20 protein-coding genes are annotated in these 19,013 nt (G+C 62.4%); 11 read left to right on the top strand and 9 right to left on the bottom strand.

Features of this window, described 5'->3' with window-relative positions:
• Positions 1 to 16: 16 nt before the first annotated feature.
• Positions 17 to 685, top strand: a complete 669-nt coding sequence (locus tag QMA15_RS09775) for a class I SAM-dependent methyltransferase (protein WP_021332950.1) — start codon at positions 17 to 19, stop codon at positions 683 to 685.
• Here the strand turns inward: QMA15_RS09775 and QMA15_RS09770 are convergent.
• The gene (locus QMA15_RS09770) at positions 646 to 1,875 is read right to left on the bottom strand and encodes an MFS transporter (RefSeq protein WP_290284168.1); all 1,230 of its coding nucleotides are present in this window, start codon (positions 1,873 to 1,875) and stop codon (positions 646 to 648) included. The two genes, QMA15_RS09775 and QMA15_RS09770, sit on opposite strands and share 40 nt — an antisense overlap.
• A gap of 70 nt (positions 1,876 to 1,945) precedes the next feature.
• On the opposite strand from QMA15_RS09770, the gene QMA15_RS09765 reads away from it, so the two are divergent.
• Together QMA15_RS09765 and QMA15_RS09760 are read left to right on the top strand one after the other, a co-directional pair.
• Entirely contained in the window at positions 1,946 to 3,001 is a 1,056-nt protein-coding gene (locus QMA15_RS09765) for a LacI family DNA-binding transcriptional regulator (RefSeq protein WP_228117894.1), read from the top strand.
• A complete protein-coding gene (locus QMA15_RS09760) occupies positions 2,998 to 3,621 on the top strand; it encodes a hypothetical protein (RefSeq protein ID WP_290284165.1) in 624 nt (207 codons plus the stop codon). The genes QMA15_RS09765 and QMA15_RS09760 overlap by 4 nt, the downstream gene beginning before the upstream one ends.
• Positions 3,622 to 3,716: 95 nt before the next feature.
• Here the strand turns inward: QMA15_RS09760 and QMA15_RS09755 are convergent, their stop codons facing one another.
• Complete coding sequence (locus QMA15_RS09755; RefSeq protein WP_019748344.1) at positions 3,717 to 4,535, bottom strand: AraC family transcriptional regulator; 819 nt, start codon at positions 4,533 to 4,535, stop codon at positions 3,717 to 3,719.
• Positions 4,536 to 4,624: 89 nt separating this feature from the next.
• On the opposite strand from QMA15_RS09755, the gene QMA15_RS09750 reads away from it, so the two are divergent.
• Complete coding sequence (locus tag QMA15_RS09750) at positions 4,625 to 4,996, top strand: cupin domain-containing protein (protein ID WP_003945018.1); 372 nt, start codon at positions 4,625 to 4,627, stop codon at positions 4,994 to 4,996.
• Here the strand turns inward: QMA15_RS09750 and QMA15_RS09745 are convergent, their stop codons facing one another.
• The 4 genes from QMA15_RS09745 to QMA15_RS09730 all read right to left on the bottom strand — a co-directional run bounded on the left by QMA15_RS09745 (position 4,997) and on the right by QMA15_RS09730 (position 8,795).
• Positions 4,997 to 5,725, bottom strand: coding sequence for an HD domain-containing protein (locus tag QMA15_RS09745; RefSeq protein ID WP_029538083.1), 729 nt, complete (start codon positions 5,723 to 5,725; stop codon positions 4,997 to 4,999).
• A 208-nt stretch (positions 5,726 to 5,933) separates the two neighbouring features.
• Entirely contained in the window at positions 5,934 to 6,530 is a 597-nt protein-coding gene (locus QMA15_RS09740) for a CHAP domain-containing protein (RefSeq protein WP_021344205.1), read from the bottom strand.
• A 17-nt stretch (positions 6,531 to 6,547) separates the two neighbouring features.
• The gene (locus QMA15_RS09735) at positions 6,548 to 8,119 is read right to left on the bottom strand and encodes an MDR family MFS transporter (RefSeq protein WP_019748347.1); all 1,572 of its coding nucleotides are present in this window, start codon (positions 8,117 to 8,119) and stop codon (positions 6,548 to 6,550) included.
• A gap of 43 nt (positions 8,120 to 8,162) precedes the next feature.
• The gene (locus tag QMA15_RS09730) at positions 8,163 to 8,795 is read right to left on the bottom strand and encodes a TetR/AcrR family transcriptional regulator (RefSeq protein ID WP_024487257.1); all 633 of its coding nucleotides are present in this window, start codon (positions 8,793 to 8,795) and stop codon (positions 8,163 to 8,165) included.
• Positions 8,796 to 8,899: 104 nt separating this feature from the next.
• On the opposite strand from QMA15_RS09730, the gene QMA15_RS09725 reads away from it, so the two are divergent.
• From QMA15_RS09725 to QMA15_RS09710, 4 genes are all read left to right on the top strand, one after another.
• A complete protein-coding gene (locus QMA15_RS09725; RefSeq protein WP_019748349.1) occupies positions 8,900 to 9,268 on the top strand; it encodes a zinc ribbon domain-containing protein YjdM in 369 nt (122 codons plus the stop codon).
• Positions 9,269 to 9,369: 101 nt separating this feature from the next.
• Positions 9,370 to 10,401 (top strand): ABC transporter substrate-binding protein, encoded by a 1,032-nt coding sequence (locus QMA15_RS09720; RefSeq protein WP_279163854.1) that lies wholly within the window; start codon positions 9,370 to 9,372, stop codon positions 10,399 to 10,401.
• 51 nt (positions 10,402 to 10,452) lie between these two features.
• The gene (locus tag QMA15_RS09715) at positions 10,453 to 10,872 is read left to right on the top strand and encodes a DUF1622 domain-containing protein (protein WP_007728052.1); all 420 of its coding nucleotides are present in this window, start codon (positions 10,453 to 10,455) and stop codon (positions 10,870 to 10,872) included.
• A 31-nt stretch (positions 10,873 to 10,903) separates the two neighbouring features.
• On the top strand, positions 10,904 to 12,304 hold the full coding sequence (locus QMA15_RS09710) for a DUF2252 domain-containing protein (protein ID WP_019748352.1): 1,401 nt from the start codon (positions 10,904 to 10,906) through the stop codon (positions 12,302 to 12,304).
• Between the two features lie 4 nt (positions 12,305 to 12,308).
• On the opposite strand, the gene QMA15_RS09705 is transcribed toward QMA15_RS09710, so the two are convergent.
• The 3 genes from QMA15_RS09705 to QMA15_RS09695 form a co-directional block, all read right to left on the bottom strand.
• Positions 12,309 to 13,025 carry an SRPBCC domain-containing protein gene (locus QMA15_RS09705; protein ID WP_279163855.1) on the bottom strand — a complete coding sequence of 239 codons (717 nt, stop codon included), beginning with the start codon at positions 13,023 to 13,025 and terminating at the stop codon, positions 12,309 to 12,311.
• A 2-nt stretch (positions 13,026 to 13,027) separates the two neighbouring features.
• Positions 13,028 to 13,639 (bottom strand): helix-turn-helix domain-containing protein, encoded by a 612-nt coding sequence (locus QMA15_RS09700; RefSeq protein ID WP_070386063.1) that lies wholly within the window; start codon positions 13,637 to 13,639, stop codon positions 13,028 to 13,030.
• Positions 13,640 to 13,715: 76 nt separating this feature from the next.
• Positions 13,716 to 14,639, bottom strand: a complete 924-nt coding sequence (locus QMA15_RS09695) for a neutral zinc metallopeptidase (protein ID WP_279163856.1) — start codon at positions 14,637 to 14,639, stop codon at positions 13,716 to 13,718.
• A gap of 163 nt (positions 14,640 to 14,802) precedes the next feature.
• On the opposite strand from QMA15_RS09695, the gene aspS reads away from it, so the two are divergent.
• From aspS to QMA15_RS09680, 3 genes are all read left to right on the top strand, one after another.
• Entirely contained in the window at positions 14,803 to 16,611 is a 1,809-nt protein-coding gene (gene aspS, locus QMA15_RS09690; RefSeq protein ID WP_279163857.1) for an aspartate--tRNA ligase, read from the top strand.
• Between the two features lie 18 nt (positions 16,612 to 16,629).
• Positions 16,630 to 17,595 (top strand): DUF389 domain-containing protein, encoded by a 966-nt coding sequence (locus tag QMA15_RS09685; protein ID WP_019748357.1) that lies wholly within the window; start codon positions 16,630 to 16,632, stop codon positions 17,593 to 17,595.
• 191 nt (positions 17,596 to 17,786) lie between these two features.
• On the top strand, positions 17,787 to 18,968 hold the full coding sequence (locus QMA15_RS09680) for a kinase (protein ID WP_024487255.1): 1,182 nt from the start codon (positions 17,787 to 17,789) through the stop codon (positions 18,966 to 18,968).
• The last annotated feature ends 45 nt before the right edge of the window (positions 18,969 to 19,013 follow it).

Below are 19,013 nucleotides of genomic sequence, written 5' to 3'. Positions count from 1 at the left end.
ATTGATACCGTCGGGTATGGGTGTGATTGCGCGCTTGGACGGTTTCAACCGACGCCATCCGTGGAGTCACAACGATCACTACGGCCGGTGGGTTCTACGTAATCTGCGCGGAGTCAGGTCGGGTCGCGCTCTCGACGTGGGGAGCGGGACCGGCAATCTGATCGACCTCTTGCGGCGGCGGTTCGACGTGGTGGTCGGTGTGGAACCTGACCTGACGACGTCTGCCGCCGTGCGCGCAAGGTTTGTCGACGACGAGAACGTGATCATCGAAGCACGGCGGATCGAGGACTTTGCATCCGAGGCGAAGTACGACGCGATCACAGTCGTCGCGGCGTTGCATCATCTTCCACTCGAAGAGTCGATGAAGCGGCTGAGCGGCCTGCTCGAACCGGGCGGCCGGCTCGTCGTGGTCGGGTGTTATCGATCGACCACAGCCACCGACGCACTCCTGTCGGTGTTGGCGACCGTGTGCAATCCCGTCGTCGGCGTCGTCAAGCATCGACGGGTTGCCTCCGAGCCACTGAAGGCGATGACGGTTCCCACCGCGGAACCGAGTGAGTCGATGGCTGACGTCCGACGCGCGGCCGCGTTGTATTTGCCAGGTAGCCGGATCAGGAGACGACTGTTCTGGCGATACACCCTGATCTACGACGCGACCGTCGCTGCCGCGTCGGTGGGGGAGTGAGTAGACCGCTGCGGTTCGCGGGGAAATGCGCGTCGGCCGAACCCGACTATCACCAACGAACCGATCATCAGAGTGGCCCCGATGCCCGCCAGATGTGAGAGCCCGCCACCGTCGACGACGGCAGAGCCGAGCAAGGCACCCGTAGCAATCGCGATTTGGAAAACGACCACGTAGACGGCGGAGGCTCGGTCGGTCCCGATCGGGACGGCGCGCAGAACCGAGGACTGGAGGCAGATCGGAACGGTGGTGAACGCCGCACCCCACAAGATCGTGGCGACAACTGCGAACGCTCCCATCGACGGCGCCAAGAGCCAGAAGATGGCCAGCGCGCCTGCCACCGTCGCGATCGAGATGAGCGTGAAGAGACGCGGTCGGCGGTCGTAGTACTTGCCGGCGACCCACACTCCGACTGCGCCGGCGGCGCCGTAGACCAGAAGCATCGCGGTACGGATGCCACCGGACGAGCCGAGGCTTTCCTCCACCAGAAGTGTGAAGAACGTGTACGAAGCGAACTGCCCCAGGGCGGCAAACAGCGTTGCCGCGCAGATGACGGCGAGTGCCCGTTTCATCGCCGGTGTCGGCTTCGGTTTGTCTCGCTTGCTCCGATGGTGTTGATCGACCGGCATTTCGGGCAACGCACGATGCAGTGAGAAAGCGATGACCACTGCCACCACACCGATTGCCGCCGACGCAGTCCGCCAACCCCAGGATTGGCCGATCGCCGAAGACAGTGGACCTCCGAGAACAAAAGCGAGAGACGTACCGGCATACACCATCGCGATTGCCTTGCCCTGTTGTCCGCGCGGAACCAGAGTGGCTGCGACCGGGGCAACGACAGCCCAGAACACTCCGTGCGTCGCAGCGCAGAGCAATCGTCCGATCACCAGCATCGGATAGTTGACGGCCAATGCTGCGACCAGTTGCGACACCGCGAGGGTGGCCACCGTCAGAACGACAACACGTCGGCGCGGCCAGGTTTTGACCGCTCCGATCAGCGGAAGCGTCAAGGCCGCGACACCGTATGCGTAGAAGGTCAGCAGTAGGCCGACACGCCCTTCGGTGACGTCGAGGTCCGTCGAGATTTCGCTGAGCAGTCCGACGGGGAGCATTTCGGCCGTCACGTAGGCGAAGGCTGCTCCGGCCAGTGTCATCAGCCGTAGCGTGGTTGCCTTCGGCAGTCGAACAGTCATGTTGTGTAACGATACATGTATCGATACACACCTGCGCAATGGATATTTTGCACTCGCTATGCTGATGCTCATGGCCATACGTGCGCAGCGTTCGAGTCGTCCGACGATGGCCGACGTCGCCAAGGCCGCAGGCGTGTCGGTGATGTCGGTGTCGTACTCCTTCGCGCAGCCCGAGCGCGTGTCTGAATCAACGCGGGCCAAGGTGTTCGCCGCCGCCGAAGAGCTCGAGTACGCGGGCCCTAACCGGGCGGCGCAGTCCTTGCGGAGCGGGAAATTCAACAACATCGCGGTCGTCTTCAGCGAGAAGCTGACGTACGCCTTCGAAGACGCAGTAGCTCGGCGATTCCTCTCGGGAGTCGCCGAAGCGTGCCTGGATGCGAACGCCGGGCTGATGATGCTGCCGAACTCGGGGAAACCGGGAGACGTCGACAGAGTTCGCGACGCGGCAGTAGACGGCTTTGTCGTCTGGACCACCGTCTTCGACGATCCCATCCTCGACGCGATTGTCGGCACCGGAAAACCCGCATGCATCCAGGGTGGGCCGTTGCACGAGGGTGTGGATCTCGTCGGGATGGACGATGTTGCCGGCGCCGTTGCGATCGCGGCAGTCGGGTTGTCGGGGGCGCAGCGCCCCGCGGTGATCAGCCTTCCGTGGGATCGTGAGCGTCGGTCCGAGATTCGGATGGACGTGGTTTCAAGTGAAGCGTTCTTTCCGGTGTCCCGCCATCGGCTCGAGGGCTACGAGCGCGCCGTCCGCGACGCGGGCCTCGATTGGCCCTCGGTGCGGGTGGGGGTCGTCACCGTCAACGAGCGGAGCGAGGGTGCGCGGATGGCTCGGTCCCTGCTCGACGTTCCCGAGAGCCGAAGGCCCGATGTCATCTTGGCGATGAGTGACGAACTGGCTCTGGGGGTTCTGGACGCGATCCGTGAACTCGGCCTCGCGCTGCCCGACGATGTCGCAGTCGTCGGATGGGACGACACAACAGCCGCATCGGACGCCGGCTTGACCACAGTTCGCCAGTCCCTGTTCGATCAAGGGCGCAATGCAGCTCGCGTGGTTCTCGGGCTGGACGATGCGGTGGAGCCGGTCGAGTGGTCGGTGCGTCGGCGAACTTCGACACGATGATCACGCCGGTAGTGGTCGACGCTCTGCGTCTTCGGTGGTTCGTTCCTCCCGAATTGGGGGAGACCGTCCGGTGGGGACTCTCCTGGAATGTCGACAGCCCGAGCAGGTGGGTGGTAGTCGAGCCGGCGTGGGTCTTGACGGCGGAAGTGCGCACGAGTTCGAAACCGTTGATGTGGAGACTGCCTCGCGACGGGTCAGACATCCGGGAGCCGGTCCAGCCGGCGATCGCTCGCGTCGGTGCACTGCAATTCATGTTCGACGCCGAACCACCGTTGCCGTCTCGGATCGAAGCCGCGGGCGCTTTGCAACTACGCGCCGGAACTCCTCGTGACGACACAAATGCCCGTCAGGCGTGGACCGATTTCGACGAGAATGCCTCCACTACCGGAGTGGTTCGCCGTCTACGGCTGATGTCGATGGAGTCCGACATGCTGCCCGACCCGCAGTTTCCGCACCGCCCGAACTGGGGTTGGGCATCGAGGCAGTTCGTGTCCGGGTCCGAGCGGTTCTACGAGTTGGCCCGCGCGCCTCGCGCGTTGCGCTCGTATCAGCTGACCGATCGTCAATACGGGCCGCTGCGCGAGGACTTCCTCCTGGTCGACCTCGAGACGGCTGCTTGATCGTCGGGACCAGACACCGTTTTCATTCAGTGGACACTGACTCCAGCTGACCGGAACCAGTGTCTGCTCGACGAAACCTGTGCCAGGTGCTTCGACTAGCGCGCTCTGCCGACCACGTTCAGTGCGTATTTACCGGGCGGCGCCCCGACATGCTTGACGAAGTGCCGCGACAGGTGGGATTGATCGTGGAATCCGACGTCGACGGCCACGTCCGCCAATTCGCGCCCGGCGAGGATTGCGCGTCGCGCCAGATCGATTCGACGTCCCGTCACGTACTTGTGAGGCGGAAGCCCGAAATGCTTCGCGAAGTTCTTGATCAGATACGTGGGGTTCCGTTGCAGGATGTTCGACGCTTCCCGCATCGTGATTCCCGTTGTGAGTCGCGCATCGAGCAGGTCCCGAAGTTGATCGGCAACGCGTTCGTCAACGGTCGGCGCGTGACGGGATCGACCTGTGGCCGGTGTGAGGATCTCGTTTAATCTTTCAGCGAGGAACCCCAGGCGACTTTCGGCTTCGAGTGATTCGCCGTGTGGGCCGAGTGCAGAGTGCAGTTGATCGATGCGGTGGCGCAGCAGAGGGTCTCGAATCTCGGGGCTGTCCACCGCCGGGCCTATGAGGACCTCACCGAGAACTGACGTGTCGAGGTAAAGGATTCGTTGACGAAATCCGGCCTCGGTGACCGGAACTCCGTCGTGTGCGATGCCTGGCGGCAACAGAGTCACGATCTCGGGTGCTGCGCCATGAGCGCGATGATCGAGGTCGTATGCAATCGTGCCCCGGTCGACGAGCATCAGGGACCACTGATCGTGCGTGTGTTTGGGATAGGCGTGTCCGACGAAATCGGCATGGAAGACCTCGGTGATTCCCGCGAGGCCCGGTGCCCACGCGGTGATCTGTGCGCCGCGGGGATCCATGTCAGAAACGTACAAGACGCAGCTGCCTCGGGTGACGAAGAGTGGCGGGGTCGTCATCGCGGTGGTGGCGCGCCCGAGGGAGGAACAACATGAACAGTTCGGCAACAGCGGTATCGCTCCGCGAGAAGTTCGGTCAGTTCACCGAGCACTGGTCGCCCAAGAAGATTGCGGCCCTCAATGATTACGAGATCAAGATCGTCAAGATCAAAGGTGAATTCGTCTGGCACTCCCACACCGACACCGACGAAATGTTCCTGGTGACGAAGGGGCAGATTCGAATCCAACTCCGAAACGGAGATGTTCCACTGGGGCCCGGTGAACTGTTCGTGGTACCTCGCGGAGTCGAACATTGCCCGATCGCCGAGGACGAAGCGGAGGTGATGTTGATCGAACCCGTCGGCGTGGTGAATACCGGGAACGTCGGAGGGGCGCGAACCGCAGTGCTCGAGGACTTTTCGTAGTTACCGGCTCTTCCAATCCAGGGGATTGGTACGCAACGGCAGGGCCATCCCCGATCTCCAGAGCGTCGCCGCGCGAGAGTGCGGACGGAGCTCGACCTCGCGCCGCATCGACTGCGCGAACTCGTCGGTGAACCCTGTTCGCGGGTACTCCGCGATTGTTGCATCAACAGTTGCTCGCGGAATTTCGGGCGCACGCCGACCGGCAACGTCGAAATGCGCTGCGGCATGCAGTAGATAGGCGTCAGCGCCCGCGCCGCGGTCGACGGTCAGATCCATGTGCAGACGGATCGCTTCGCCGATTCGCTGTACCGACCTCTCCGAAGTTCCCACTCTGGTCGCGAGTTCTTCTGCGTCTGCGGCACTGATGTAGGTGAAACACCCGTGCTCGGCCGATCCTTTTGCGCCCAGTCCGACATCGTGAAGGGCGCACGCAGTGAAGAGATCTTCGGGGTCGTACTCGATCGCATCGATCTGCGCGAAGGCGTCGGCCCAGATCCAGCAGCGCAGGCTGTGGTTCAAGACCGCGGGGGAGAGGGTTCCTCTGGCGTGATCGAGCGCTTCGCTGCACAGCTTGGTGTCGGGGAGTGGGCGTTTGCGCAGTTCGGGTGTGCGAGTGGGGTAGCGGCCGAGCCGCAGCCGGAGCATCGACGGCGTGCTCATGGCCTGCGCAGCAGCCGCGCGGGCCATGAGCTGTATCTGCTCGAGGGTGGTCAGCTCACCAGGGCGCATCGAATTCCTGTCTGAGGTAGGGGGCAGCTGGATATGAATCTAGTTGCCAGGTCTGATCCTTCGTTCGATATCAAAATCTGTCGACGACGGAAACAAGGAATTATCCGAACAATGTCGATCCGTTCGCACCAATCAACGGTTGAACCAATTCGGAAATCTCACCGCTCACAGCAATCAAGTTTCATCACGCAAAGACGGCGGGGGTGGCTCAGATGACGCCGAACCCGACGATCCCCGGGACTTCCGACGGGACGATGCGATGGAGCATGACCTTGTTGTTCTCGTTGCCGCCGACGGTCGTCAGAGTGCCGCCGTCGTTGACCAGAACGACGTTGACGTGTTGGCCGAAGGGGCTCGAGTCGCCGTACAGGATCGTGTCGCCGACCTTGGGCTGGTAGTCCTGACCGTAGGGGACAAACGCGTCGACCGACTCGTAATACTCCTGCAGCGTGTACACCCCGGGGATGCGCCACGACCCTGAGTTGGGGTTCGAGAACGGCGTGCCGATCTGGTTCATCGACCAGCTCACGAAATCGGCACACCACGATTCCTCGACGCCCTCGGCGTACTTGGTGCCGGGACTCCCTGACTCCCACTCTTGCTCGAGGACGCCCAGTAGCGCACTCTGCTGAGCGCTGAGAATGCCGTGGTCGACGGCCGGGAACGAATCGAGATTCTCGCCGGCAAGAGCGTCGTCGCCGCGCGCGAACCACCACAGTGCGCCGGCGACAGCTACGACCACCACAACGCCGAATACGCCCAGAACAGCGAGAGTGCGTCTGGGCGTATTCGGTGCGTGCGACATCACGCCACGATAGTCAATTACTCGAGCGGGGGTGCCGAGCGATCGATCGTCGTCGCGAGTGGCTTCTCCTTGACGAAGAGCAACAGGACAACTGCCGCGATGACCAAGGGGACGAGGTACAGGAAGATCGGCGCCAGCGCGTCGTTGTACGCACCGACGATGATCTCGCGAACCTGGCTGGGCAACTTCCAGAGGATTCCCGGGGTCAAGGAGTTCTCGTCACCACCGACCGCGCCGCCATTCGCGGGGAGTCGCTCGGCCAGGAGATTGGTCAGACGCGAGGCGAACAGGCTGCCCACGATCGCGCTGCCCAACGACGCACCGATCTGACGGAAGAAGTTGTTCGACGCGGTGGCCGTTCCCACTTCGGCCGCGGGGAAGGTGTTCTGCACGATCAAGATCAAGATCTGCATGACGAGGCCGAGGCCGATACCCATGAGTGCGATGTAGCAACCGAAGACCAGCAGTGAGGTCGACGGCGTCAGACGTGAGAGCAGGACAAGAGCGACTGCGACGATGGATGTTCCGACGATGGGGAAGATCTTGTAGCGGCCGGTCTTGCTGACCAGCTGACCGGATCCGATGGAGGCGACCAGCAGGCCTGCCATCATCGGAATCATCATCAGTCCTGCTTCGGTGGCGTTCTTGCCTGTCACCATCTGGATATAGGTCGGCAGGTAGGCGAGCGCACCGAACATCGCGATGCCGATGATCAGGCCCGCGACGGTGGTCAACACGAAGTTTCGCTGAGCGAACAGGTGCATCGGAATTACCGGTTCGTCAGCACGCTTCTCGACGAAGACAAACGCCACTGCGGTCACGATGCAGCCGATGATCAACCCGATGATGACGCCTGACCCCCAGGCGTAGGTGTTGCCGCCCCAGGTGGTGAACAGGATCAGACAGGTTGCGGCCGTTGCGACGAGGATCATTCCCAGATAGTCGATGCGAGGTTTGCCGAGGTTCGGCTTCCGCAGGTGAAGGAATGCCATTGCGCTCGCGATTGCGAGGAGCCCGAGGGGGATGTTGATCCAGAATGCCCAGCGCCAGCCGATGCCCTCGGTGAACCATCCACCGAGAAGGGGGCCGGCAACCGAAGCCAGTGCGAACACGCCGCCCATCGCACCCATGTACCGGCCGCGTTGCCTGGCCGGGACGACGTCGGCGATGATCGCCTGGGACAGCAGGATCAATCCGCCGCCGCCGAGTCCTTGCACGGCTCGACCAGCGATGAGTGTGGTCATGTCGTGGGACAGACCGCCGATCACCGAACCGACGATGAAAATGCTGATGGCGCCGATGAAGAGGCCCTTGCGCCCGATCAGGTCACCGAGTTTTCCGTACACCGGCATCATGACGGTCGAGGCGAGGATGTATGCCGTCGTCACCCAGACCATGTGGTTGACGCCGTTCAATTCGCCCACGATGGTCGGGAGCGCGGTGCTGAAGATCATCTGGTCGAGCGATGCCAGAAGCATCGTGATCATAAGCCCGACAAAAACGAGGATGATCGACCGTTTGTCCGGCGCGGCCTCGGTATCGGTATGCGTGCCGTCGGGCTCGACGGTCGCAGCTTCTCGAGTGGACATGTAGTTCCTTAGTTGAGTGACAGCTGGTGCGAGAGAGTGTGGATCAGCTCTCGGACCTGAGTATTCGAGCCATCAGGAGTAGCGCCGGATCAAGCAAGTCGGTTCTGGGGCTTGCCCGTTCACTGTTCTGCCATTTTCGGAAGACGTAACGCATCGCGGCGCCTGCGGTGATGACCGTTGCCGTGGCTTCGTCGGCAGCGGCTGTATCCGAGTGCAGGCGGCGATACTCGGTTCTGTGCGACAACTCCCGCGTGAGGATCCGGGTGAGCGTGTCTTCAAGATCGTGGAAGGTGGCCAGATGTTGTTGCAACAGCGTGGGATGACGTTCGAACAATTCGCGTCGATGCGCGAGCAGATCGGGTCGCTCGTCGACGATCTGCATCGCCGCCTCGAAGACCGCGAGGGCGCCGCGCAGCGGATCGTCCGGGTGCTCGCCGATGAGCGTGAGCATGGTTGCCTCACTTGGCACGACGAGCATGAGCCCACCGATCGCCGCGTCCTTGGTGGGGAAGTAGTTGAAGAACGTGCGGGTCGACAGATTGCAGGCCTCGCAGATCTTCTCGACGGTCACTTCGTCATAGCCCAGGTCGAGGACGAGTTCGACGGCAGTGTGCTCGATCAGCTGCCTCGTCGCAATTCGTTTTCGTTCGCGCAATCCGAGAGTTTCGGTTCCCATTTCATCCATAATTGCACAGAGTGCAAAGTTTCATCGAATGCAATATTTCGCCCAAGAATGCCTCATGAAATGCAAAAATGGGGATCGGGTGCCTGGTGGATAGGATGAACCGCGTGGAAGACACCTTGCCCCCTTGCCCCGAATGCGCCGGCGAATACACCTACGAGATGGGCGCGTTGATGGTCTGCCCGTCCTGCGCGCACGAGTGGGCGCCGACCGATAGTGCCGGCGAGGACTCGGGTGTGGTGAAACTGGGTGTGGTGAAAGATGCCGTAGGCAACATCCTTGCGGACGGAGACACGGTGACGGTCGTCAAGACGCTCAAGGTGAAGGGCAGTCCGACCGGCATCAAGTCAGGTACGAAAGTGCGCAACATCCGCCTTGTTCAGGGCGTTGGCGACCACGACATCGACTGCAAGGTCGACGGCATCGGACCGATGCAATTGAAGTCGAGCGTCGTCAAGAAGGTGTGACCGGACAGAGATAGATGTCGGCTCGAAATCCTGTTCAGTTTCGACGGTTCGATAGCCACAATCGAGGAGATCTTCGACCGCTCGAACGAATGGACCGAACTGTGCCGAACTCGATCTGCCTGGCGCCCGCACTCGATAACACCACACTCGATACAGACGAGCAGTGGGAACGCATCGTCGATGCGCTGACACGCAGGGGATTCCTCGGCGCCGGGCTCGGTGTCGCGGCTGCGACATTGCTGGCAGCGTGCAGCAGCGACGAAAACGGCTCGGCGCCAAGTGGTCTCGTCACAGTGCAGGATGAGACGGGCAGAGTCGAGATTCCGTCGGATCCGCAGCGAATGGTCATCGCCCACGTCAGCGCCATGGCGACGGTCCTCGACCTCGGTGTGCCGCCGGAGAAGATCGTCGGCAGCTTCTTCGGTCTCGAAGGGGTGGGCGGCGACGCGGTGTTGCGCACGATGCCGGAGGCGGCGAACATCCCGAACCTCGGCACGGCGGGAACGTGGAACAAGGAAGCGATCATCGGCGCGTCGCCGGATCTGATCGTCATGCTCCTGACCGCCGGAAATGCTTATGCGGCAAAGTCCTACGACGAACTCTCTGCGACCGGTGTTCCAGTGTTCGCCGGCTTCAACGGGTACCTCACGTGGGACGAGATGAAGAAGTTGGTCACCTCGATGGGCGTCGCGGTCCGACGGGAAGAAGCTGCTGCGGAATTGAACGCGAGAACGGAAGAGCGCCTCCTCACAATCAAGGATCGGCTCTCGGCCCTCGGCTCGCTACCGTCGGTGACGCTGCTGCGTACCGGCGAAAACGGTGTCGTCTACAACCAGGTCGACGCTCTTCTCGATGCTCTCGGTTTCCCGGGCGATCGAGCTACATCGGAGGAGTTCACCCGCACACTCACAGCGGAGCAACTCGATCAGGTGACCAGCGACGTGATCATCGTGGGTGCATTCCAGGACCAGCAGGACGTCCGCGCGCAGTTGGCAATGAACCCGCTCTGGGAGCGTCTTCCCGCTGTCCGCTCGGGGAACGTCCATTACGTCGACGACAGCCTGTGGGGCTCGGGCTATTCTCCTCGCGCGACCGAGCTGCGACTCGACGACATCGAGCGGATCTTCAGCTGACTCCGTCGTGTCACCTCGACTTATCGGTGCATTACCTCGAGAATCATGATCATGGACAAAATCAGGTTCTTCGAGCTTGTCACCGAATGGTTCGAAGTACTCGGTGTTGTCGCCATGGTCCTCGGGTTCGTGTTCGCATTCGTGATCGCGGGGCGCGCCTGGAGTCGAACGCGCGACGGTAGTTCAGCGTTTCGCACTCTGCGCGAGACGATGGGTGCGGTCATCCTTCTCGGGCTCGAGATCCTTGTCGCCGCTGATCTGGTGAAGACTGTGACGTCTTCACCGTCGCTGACCGACGCCGCAGTTCTGGGCATGATCGTTCTGATTCGGACCGTGTTGAGCCTGTCGATTCAGATCGAGATCGACGGGGTACTTCCGTGGCGCAAGGCGTTGGTGTCAAGTCCGGAACTCCTGGTACGCGCAGCGCGCGGATCAGGAGGCCGAACGACGCCCGACGCGTCGAGTTCGTAGCGATAGCCGTTGCGAGTGAAAGGTCGGGCAGATGACAGCAGTGCGTACCGAGCATCCCACTGTCGACGAGAGGCGGGCGCGCGGCCGCCAGGCGCGTAGAGATACGCCATTGGCCGCGCTCGCGGATCTGACAGAGAGTGACCGCGATCCGATATCACTGCTGGAATTGCAGGCGAAGTCGCGGGTACAGGACCTGGTGCCCATCCGATACGGGCGCATGTCGGCGTCCCGGTTCTCGTTCTTCCGTGGTGCTGCCCTGGTGATGACGGACGACTTGTCCCGAAGCCCTGATTCCGGCCTGAACAGCCAACTCTGCGGCGACGCACACCTGAGCAACTTCGGTATCTATGCGACGCCCGAGCGAAAGCTCGCGTTCGACATCAACGACTTCGACGAAACGTACCCAGGGCCGTTCGAATGGGACGTGAAACGGCTGGCCGCCAGTTTGGCGATCGCAGCGAAGGACAACGGATACTCCGGCAAAGAGCGTAAGAAGATCGTTCGCGGGTGTGCGGCCGAGTATCGCGAAACCCTGATCGCTCAGGCAGGATTGGGGAACCTCGCAGTTTGGTACGCGCACATCGCACCCGAAGACGGACTGGAAGAACTTCGCGTCGATTTGAAGAAGCGAATGCTCGAGCGGACCCAGGCGACGTTGGACAAGGCTCGTCGCCGAGACAGCGCTCAGGCTGCCGGCAAATTCACCGAAATCGTCGACGGGAGAAGGCGGTTCATCAGTGACCCGCCGCTGATCGTGCCGGCAGAGGAATTGTTCGCGGGCACCGACCTCACTCAGATCGAGGAGTTGCTACGTCAGCGCGTTCGTTCCTATCGAAGCACGTTGCAGTGGGACCGTCGGGTGTTGCTCGAAAGCTTCGAGATGACGCACATCGCGCGGAAAGTTGTCGGTGTCGGGAGCGTCGGAACGCGCGCGTGGATGATCCTGATGAAAGGCGTCGACGACGACGATCCGTTGATCCTGCAGGTCAAGGAGGCGCAGCCGTCCGTTCTCTCGGCGTACGTCGATGGCCCCACCTTCTCCAACGAGGGCGAACGAGTAGTGAACGGGCAGCGCCTGATGCAGGCCACCAGTGACATCTTCCTGGGGTGGGAGCGCGGACCGGGACTCGACGAGGATGAGCACGACTTCTACATCCGCCAACTTCGGGACGGCAAGGGATCAGCGGTCATCGAAACCATGAAACCTGAAGGGATGGAACTCTACGGGCGACTATGCGCGAGGGTCCTGGCCTATGCGCATGCTCGCTCGTCCGATCGGATTGCGATCGCCGAATATCTCGGTGACGGAACCGAATTCGATTTCGCGATCGGGGAGTTCGCGGCTGCCTACGCCAAACGCAACGCACGCGATCATGCCGCTTTGCTGACCGCGATCGACGACGGTCGCGTGTCAGCAGAGCGGGGAGTGTGACGACTCAGGCGAACACGCCGTCGAGCCAGGCCTGCCACGCTGCCGTTGCTGATCCACCGTCAGCGCCCTCTGCGAAGAGGTGATGGGCCGCGTCGACGGTGCCGCCGAAGGCGTTTCGTCCGTAGAACCGCAGCAATGCGTCCTCGGTACGCAAGCCGATGAACCAGTCGTTGATGTAGTCGACAATCGCGTCGACGGTTCCGATTCCGGGGACTTCCACCGACGTGGCGTCACCGACAGCGGTGCCCGAGGTGATTCCGAGGGCGCTGCGAAGCGTTCCCATCGCTTGCGGCGAGGACGAGGATTCCGGGCCTTCGGCCGAGACATAGGTGACGGGTTTGCCGGCGAAGTACCGCACGTATTGGCCGAGACTGTGCAGGTAGAAGTCCGTGTGCTTACTCGCGCCGTCGTACTGGTTGTCCCAGTCCTCGGCAAACACTCCGGCGTGGACGTAGCGGACAACGGCGGTGCTCTCGTCGCGGGCCTCGACGACATACTCGAGGTTGTTGAACCAGCCGTCGGGGCCTTGCATGTGGATGGCTAGCTCGCGGGGCGGCTCCCACGTCGCGATGATCGGGCTGTCCGGACTACTGCCGTCCGCAGGGATTTCGAGCGGAGACGGGAACATCCAGCCGGCCGTCTCTGCCGAGATCGCGGCCCAGATCTGCTCGGGAGTTCCGGGGACGACCACCTCGCGGCGGATTTCGAATTTCTCGGACATCGCTAGTGCTCCGTTTCGGGTGTGGTGACGTGGGGTGTGGTGAGACTGGGATGCAGGGCGACAACCAAGCGGTGTTTGCGCCCGGCTTCGGAATTGCCGTCGTGGTATTTGGCCACAAGTGAGTTGATCGACTCCCCGAGTTCGCCGGCGAAGGCGGCGCGGTCGGCCGCCGTGGCAAAGATGATGTCGCTGTCGATGGCAAAGGACGCCAACGGTTTTCCGGCCGCAGTTGCGCCGGCGATCAGTTCGCCGACCTCTCGGACGATCCGCGCCGCGAGAGTGACGAGCCAGCGCGCCGAGAGCTGATCCGGGAACCGGCTCGGGTCCGGCGCGAGCGCGGACATTGCAGCGGGGGAGATGACGTACGACGCGGCGCTGGCCTGCATGATCCGCTCCGTCATGTTTCCCCGCTTGCGCTCCTCGACGAGTTCGACGAGTCCGTGTTCCTCGAGAGTGCGCAAGTGGTAATTGATCTTCTGGCGCGTCAAGCCCACTCGGGGTGCCAGCGAGGATGCTGATGCCGGGACTGCCAGTTCAGCCAGAATCCGTTGGCGGATCGGATCGAGCGAGGCCTCGGCAGCTGCGGGACGATCGATGACTGCAACTTCCAACATGAGAAAACCATCCCACCGACAATCAAATCTGTCAAGACAGAAAAAATTGTCGACGGGATGGTATTTCGGGGGTTCTCTACCGCTTCAGATCGGGCGGATTGTTCAGATCCCGCGCCGAGTACGTGTCACACGACGAGATCTGGCCCGTCTGGTATCCGGTCTTGAACCACGCCTGCCGCTGTGCGGAGGAGCCGTGTGTCCAGCCTTCGGGGTTGACCCGACCAGTCGTGGACTTCTGGATGCGGTCGTCGCCCACCGATGACGCCGCCGAGAGGGCGTCCCGGATATCGCTCTCGGACAAAGGCTTCAAGAATGGTTGACCGGAGTCGGCGTTGGGAGTTGTAGCCGCGAAGTGTGCCCACACGCCTGCATAGCAGTCGGCCTGGAGTTCGGTGCGAACCGCGCCGGACTGCTCACCCTGTGGGTCAGCTTGCGCGCGGCCGATGTCGCCGAGCTGATTCTGGATGTGATGTCCGAACTCGTGAGCGACCACGTACTCCTGTGCGAGCGGTCCGGCACTGGAACCGAAACGGTCGACGAGCAATTGGAAGAAGCTCGTGTCGAAATACGCCGTTTGGTCCGCCGGGCAGTAGAACGGACCGACATCACTCGACGCCTGGCCGCAACCGGTGTTGACCGAACCGCTGAACAGAATGACTTCGGGTCGCACGTACGCCGTGCCGGTCTGCTTGACCAACTGCTGATCCCAGACATCGTCGAGGCTTTCCGCAGTCAAGGCGACTCGGCAGTTAATGTCCGTATTTGCCATCGCCCCGGTGCAGTCGTCGACCGACGACAGTCCGGTCGACGAACTCGAAGTCTCGGTGGACGTGCCCAGTAGTGAGCCGGGGTCACCGCCGAACAACAGCGCCAGGATCAGGACGATAATGCCACCCGCGCCACCGCCGATCGCGATTTTGCCGCCGCGGCCACCGCCGCCCCCGCCGCCTTGAACCTGAACGCGTCCCGCTTCAGCGCGGGCCCCCTCGTTGAAGGTCATCTATGTCCGCTTTCTGCTGTCGTGAACAAGTGCTTGCCGTCACTTCTGGAGATAGCTTCGCATGCGATGCGGGTCCGCGTTTCCGCTCTGCGCAGTTCGCTCCGTAGGATCGCAGGCAAAGTAGTCGGTCGTCGGTTATTGGAAGTAGTTCGAAAGGAATCCCGTGCTGCGCACACATCTCGCCGGTTCATTGCGACCCGAGCAGGCAGAGCAGACCGTAACGCTCACCGGTTGGGTAGCCAGGCGTCGTGATCACGGCGGAGTGATCTTCATCGATCTCCGTGATGCATCCGGAGTTGCGCAGGTAGTTTTCCGGGCAGGTGACGTGGCCGAGCAGGCGCACCGTCTGCGCGCGGAATACTGCGTTCGCGTAACCGGAACGGTCGAGGTTCGCCCCGAGGGCAACCAGAACTTCGAGATCCCCACCGGAGCAATCGAGGTCAACGCCACCGAACTCGAGGTTCTCAACGAAAGCGCACCGCTGCCGTTCCAGCTCGACGATCAGGTCGGCGAAGAAGCTCGCCTCAAGTACCGATACCTCGACTTGCGTCGTGAAGGGCCCGGATCCGCAATTCGCTTGCGTTCCAAGGTAAGTGCTGCAGCGCGCGGCGTTCTCGCGCACCACGAGTTCGTCGAGGTCGAGACTCCGACGCTCACGCGTTCGACGCCAGAGGGTGCCCGCGACTTCCTCGTACCGTCACGCCTGCAGCCCGGTAGCTTCTACGCACTGCCGCAGAGCCCGCAGCTGTTCAAGCAGCTACTCATGGTCGGCGGCATCGAGCGCTACTACCAGATCGCGCGTTGCTACCGCGACGAGGATTTCCGCGCCGATCGTCAGCCCGAGTTCACTCAGCTCGACATCGAGATGGCTTTCGTCAACCAGGACGACATCATCCTGCTTGCCGAGGAAATCCTGACGGCGCTCTGGAAGCTCGTCGGCCACGAGATCAAGACGCCGATCGACCGCATGACCTACAACGAGGCAATGCGTCGTTACGGCAGCGACAAGCCGGACCTGCGTTTCGACATCGAACTCGTCGAGTGCATGGACTTCTTCAAGGACACGACGTTCCGCGTGTTCCAGGCGGAGTACGTTGGCGCCGTCGTGATGCCCGGCGGTGCAAGCCAGCCGCGCAAGCAACTCGACGCCTGGCAGGAATGGGCCAAGCAGCGCGGGGCCAAGGGCCTGGCGTACGTGTTGGTCGGCGAAGACGGCACTCTCGGTGGTCCCGTTGCCAAGAACCTGACCGACGCCGAGCGTGAAGGCCTTGCTGCTCACGTCGGAGCTCAGCCGGGTGACTGCATCTTCTTCGCAGCCGGCGCAACGAAGCCGATGCGCGCCCTCCTCGGCGCGGCCCGTGGTGAGATCGCCCGCAAGAAGGATCTCATCGATCCCGACGCGTGGGCCTTCGTGTGGATCGTCGACGCTCCGATGTTCGAGCCGACCGCAGACGCCACTGCATCCGGTGACGTTGCGCTCGGCCACTCCGCCTGGACGGCCGTGCACCATGCGTTCACGTCGCCGAAGCCGGAGTTCTTCGACACGTTCGACACCGATCCGGATTCCGCTCTCGCCTACGCCTACGACATCGTCTGCAACGGCAACGAGATCGGCGGCGGCAGTATTCGTATCCACCGCAAGGACATTCAGGAACGAGTGTTCAAGGTGATGGGTATCTCCGAGGAAGAGGCGCAGGAGCAGTTCGGCTTCCTTCTCGACGCCTTCGCCTTCGGCGCGCCTCCGCACGGCGGAATTGCTTTCGGCTGGGACCGCATCACCGCTCTCCTCGCCGGCATGGATTCCATCCGTGAGGTCATCGCGTTCCCGAAGTCCGGCGGCGGCGTCGACCCGCTGACGGATGCTCCGGCACCGATTTCTGCGCAGCAGCGCAAGGAATCGGGTATTGACGCGAAGCCCGAGAAGAAGTCAGAGGACAAGAAGTCCGAAGGCGACACCGTCGAAGCCAAGTAGAGCCGACACCGGATCGCCATGCTGCATTTGCGGGTGATCTGCCCGACCGAGCGCACCGAGCAAGTTCTCGGTGCGCTCGCGTCGCAGCGGGGCGCGACACACATCGTCGTATTACGTGATGTCGCGGTTCATCCCGCCGGCGACATGGTGGAGGCCGACGTCGCCCGTGAGGCGGCCAACGACGTCGTCGATGCTCTGACGGCTCTCGGCGTCGCCGAGGACGGCGGAATGACGCTCGTACCGGTCGAGACGGTGTTGTCGGCGGCGGCACGCAAAGCCGAGCGCGACGTGCCGGGTGATCCCGCGGATTCCGTCGTCTGGGAGGAATTGCTGTCCCGCACTCGGGAAGAATCAACTCTCAACGGATTGTTCGTCGCGTTCCTGACGATCGCATGTCTGCTCGCGGCAATCGGCGTTGTCACCGACTCTCAGATCACGATCGTGGGAGCCATGGTCGTCGGCCCGGAGTTCGGGCCGCTGGCCGCGCTGGCTGTGGCACTCGTACGGCGGGATCGACGGTTGCGTCGACGTTCGATTCTCGCGCTCGCCGTCGGATTCCCCATCGCGATGGGCGTGACTCTCGCCGCAACGTTCGTGGTGAAGTTCTTCGGGTGGATGGACGTCGTGAGTCTCGAATCGCTCCACGAGGTCGATTTCGTCTACAAGGTCGGGCCCATCTCGTTTGTCGTCGCGCTTCTTGCCGGTGCGGCTGGGATGCTGGCACTCGTCTCGTCGAAGTCCGCTGCCTTGGTCGGAGTGTTCATCTCCGTCACCACGGTTCCTGCCGCCGGTTTCGCGGTGGTTGCGGCAGCAAACGGAGAATGGCGGATCGCCGGGTTGTCGTCGCTGCAACTGGCTGTCAACCTGGTCGGGATCGTCACTGCCTGCGTGCTCGTCCTCTGGGTCAGAACCCGGGCCGACGAGGAATTCGAAGCAGCGTTGAAAGGCATTTCTCGATTTGTCGACGAGGACAAAACTCCATGACATCGCCGGTTCGGAGTTCTGCTCACCGACAGCAAAATTCTCGCGAGAACTGTGTGCCGGTGTGGCGATTAGGGACTTTTGTCATCACCGCAGGTAGACGGCAATTTCTGTCGCTGTGAGAGCTTGAATTCGCCGCTGTGAGTGGATGAGCTGGGCATGATCGGAGTCACTAACGGGTAAGTTGGTCGGTGATGACCGCATTACTGGCAGACCCCGTTTCCGAAGTCGTCGCAGCTGCTGAGCAGTTGCTGACACGCCGCACAGGGGCACCCGTAACCCTGGTGGATCCAGTCGATCTCGGGGGGAGTGGCCGCACCGTCGTGCTACGCGTACGTGTCGCCGAGAACCCGTTCTCGCTGCCTCGAACGCTGGTGATCAAGCAGGTCCGCGACAACTTCCAGGGAGCCACCAAAACCGCGATTGCGCTCCCCGCCGCGTCCGAAGGTGACTTCGACGTCGAGACCGCTTTCCTTCGTGAAGCGGTGTCGTATCAGTTCGCCAACGCGCTTGCCAAGGACGCACGCCCCGGCGCCGAACTGTTGGCGTCCGACCTCGATGCTCGCCTCTTGATCCTGAGTGATCTCGGCGACGCCACCGCAATCAGCGTCCGACTCGAAGACTCCGACCCGGACACCGTCACTCACACGCTGATGGCCATGGCGCAGGCCATGGGGCGCATGCACGCCGCGACCGTCGGCCGTGAGGACGACTTCACCGCACTGCTGCGTCGAGCCGAGGTCGCCCATTGCTCCGATGAAGTGGCGGATCAGGTGGGACGCGCAGTGGCCGGTGTTCCCGCGATGTTGGTGGAAAGTCTCGGCATCGATGTGAGTTCGGACATTCTCGAGCAGGTTCAGCACGCGCAGACACTGTTCAGTGGCGGTCGATTCCGCGCCTTCAGTCCGTCGGACCTGTGCCCAGACAACATCATCGTCAACGACGACGGCGTGCAGTTCCTCGACTACGAGTGGGGTGGCTACCGGGACGCCCTCCTCGACATCACCTACGCGTTGGTGTCGTTCCCCGGTTGCCTGTGCAACATCGACCTGACCGAAGAGCGGGCGTCGGCGATGGTCGATGCCTGGCGGGCCGAGGTCGTCGGGATGTGGCCGGCCCTGGCCGACGAGGCCGAATTGGGGCGCAGGATCGTCGAGGCCCAACTCATCTGGGTCTGGCTCAGCACCTATCTGTACCTGCCCGAGGATCATTCACGTATCGCCGCTGTCCGCGAGCACTATCTCTCGATTCCACGGGCCGACGCACTGGTGGGACGCTGGGCAAGACTCGCGCGTTCGGCGAAGCTCGCCGGCAACGACGCCGTCGAGGCACACGCCCGCGACGTCGTGGCGGCGCTGCGCACCGAGTTCAGTTGAGTTTCTGACTGATCACACGCAGAAGGGCGCCCGTGCATGCAGCAC

This window comes from Rhodococcus sp. APC 3903, assembly GCF_030407755.1.
Lineage (GTDB): Bacteria > Actinomycetota > Actinomycetes > Mycobacteriales > Mycobacteriaceae > Rhodococcus_F > Rhodococcus_F erythropolis.
The sequence above is the reverse complement of the archived record's forward strand: the minus strand, read 5'-3'. Positions and strand labels throughout refer to the sequence as shown.

What these genes read in the sequence shown, in the direction of transcription:
- QMA15_RS09715 (WP_007728052.1), top strand. Translation starts at nt 10,453, where the DNA reads ATGGACAAAATCAGGTTCTTCGAGCTTGTCACCGAATGGTTCGAAGTA.
- QMA15_RS09705 (WP_279163855.1), bottom strand. Translation starts at nt 13,025, where the DNA reads ATGTCCGAGAAATTCGAAATCCGCCGCGAGGTGGTCGTCCCCGGAACT.
- QMA15_RS09680 (WP_024487255.1), top strand. Translation starts at nt 17,787, where the DNA reads ATGACCGCATTACTGGCAGACCCCGTTTCCGAAGTCGTCGCAGCTGCT.
- QMA15_RS09730 (WP_024487257.1), bottom strand. Translation starts at nt 8,795, where the DNA reads ATGGGAACCGAAACTCTCGGATTGCGCGAACGAAAACGAATTGCGACG.
- QMA15_RS09755 (WP_019748344.1), bottom strand. Translation starts at nt 4,535, where the DNA reads ATGGATCCCCGCGGCGCACAGATCACCGCGTGGGCACCGGGCCTCGCG.
- QMA15_RS09775 (WP_021332950.1), top strand. Translation starts at nt 17, where the DNA reads ATGGGTGTGATTGCGCGCTTGGACGGTTTCAACCGACGCCATCCGTGG.
- QMA15_RS09710 (WP_019748352.1), top strand. Translation starts at nt 10,904, where the DNA reads ATGACAGCAGTGCGTACCGAGCATCCCACTGTCGACGAGAGGCGGGCG.
- QMA15_RS09760 (WP_290284165.1), top strand. Translation starts at nt 2,998, where the DNA reads ATGATCACGCCGGTAGTGGTCGACGCTCTGCGTCTTCGGTGGTTCGTT.
- QMA15_RS09685 (WP_019748357.1), top strand. Translation starts at nt 16,630, where the DNA reads ATGCTGCATTTGCGGGTGATCTGCCCGACCGAGCGCACCGAGCAAGTT.
- QMA15_RS09750 (WP_003945018.1), top strand. Translation starts at nt 4,625, where the DNA reads ATGAACAGTTCGGCAACAGCGGTATCGCTCCGCGAGAAGTTCGGTCAG.
- QMA15_RS09740 (WP_021344205.1), bottom strand. Translation starts at nt 6,530, where the DNA reads ATGTCGCACGCACCGAATACGCCCAGACGCACTCTCGCTGTTCTGGGC.
- QMA15_RS09770 (WP_290284168.1), bottom strand. Translation starts at nt 1,875, where the DNA reads ATGACTGTTCGACTGCCGAAGGCAACCACGCTACGGCTGATGACACTG.
- QMA15_RS09700 (WP_070386063.1), bottom strand. Translation starts at nt 13,639, where the DNA reads ATGTTGGAAGTTGCAGTCATCGATCGTCCCGCAGCTGCCGAGGCCTCG.
- QMA15_RS09745 (WP_029538083.1), bottom strand. Translation starts at nt 5,725, where the DNA reads ATGCGCCCTGGTGAGCTGACCACCCTCGAGCAGATACAGCTCATGGCC.
- QMA15_RS09725 (WP_019748349.1), top strand. Translation starts at nt 8,900, where the DNA reads ATGAACCGCGTGGAAGACACCTTGCCCCCTTGCCCCGAATGCGCCGGC.
- QMA15_RS09765 (WP_228117894.1), top strand. Translation starts at nt 1,946, where the DNA reads ATGGCCATACGTGCGCAGCGTTCGAGTCGTCCGACGATGGCCGACGTC.
- QMA15_RS09735 (WP_019748347.1), bottom strand. Translation starts at nt 8,119, where the DNA reads ATGTCCACTCGAGAAGCTGCGACCGTCGAGCCCGACGGCACGCATACC.
- QMA15_RS09695 (WP_279163856.1), bottom strand. Translation starts at nt 14,639, where the DNA reads ATGACCTTCAACGAGGGGGCCCGCGCTGAAGCGGGACGCGTTCAGGTT.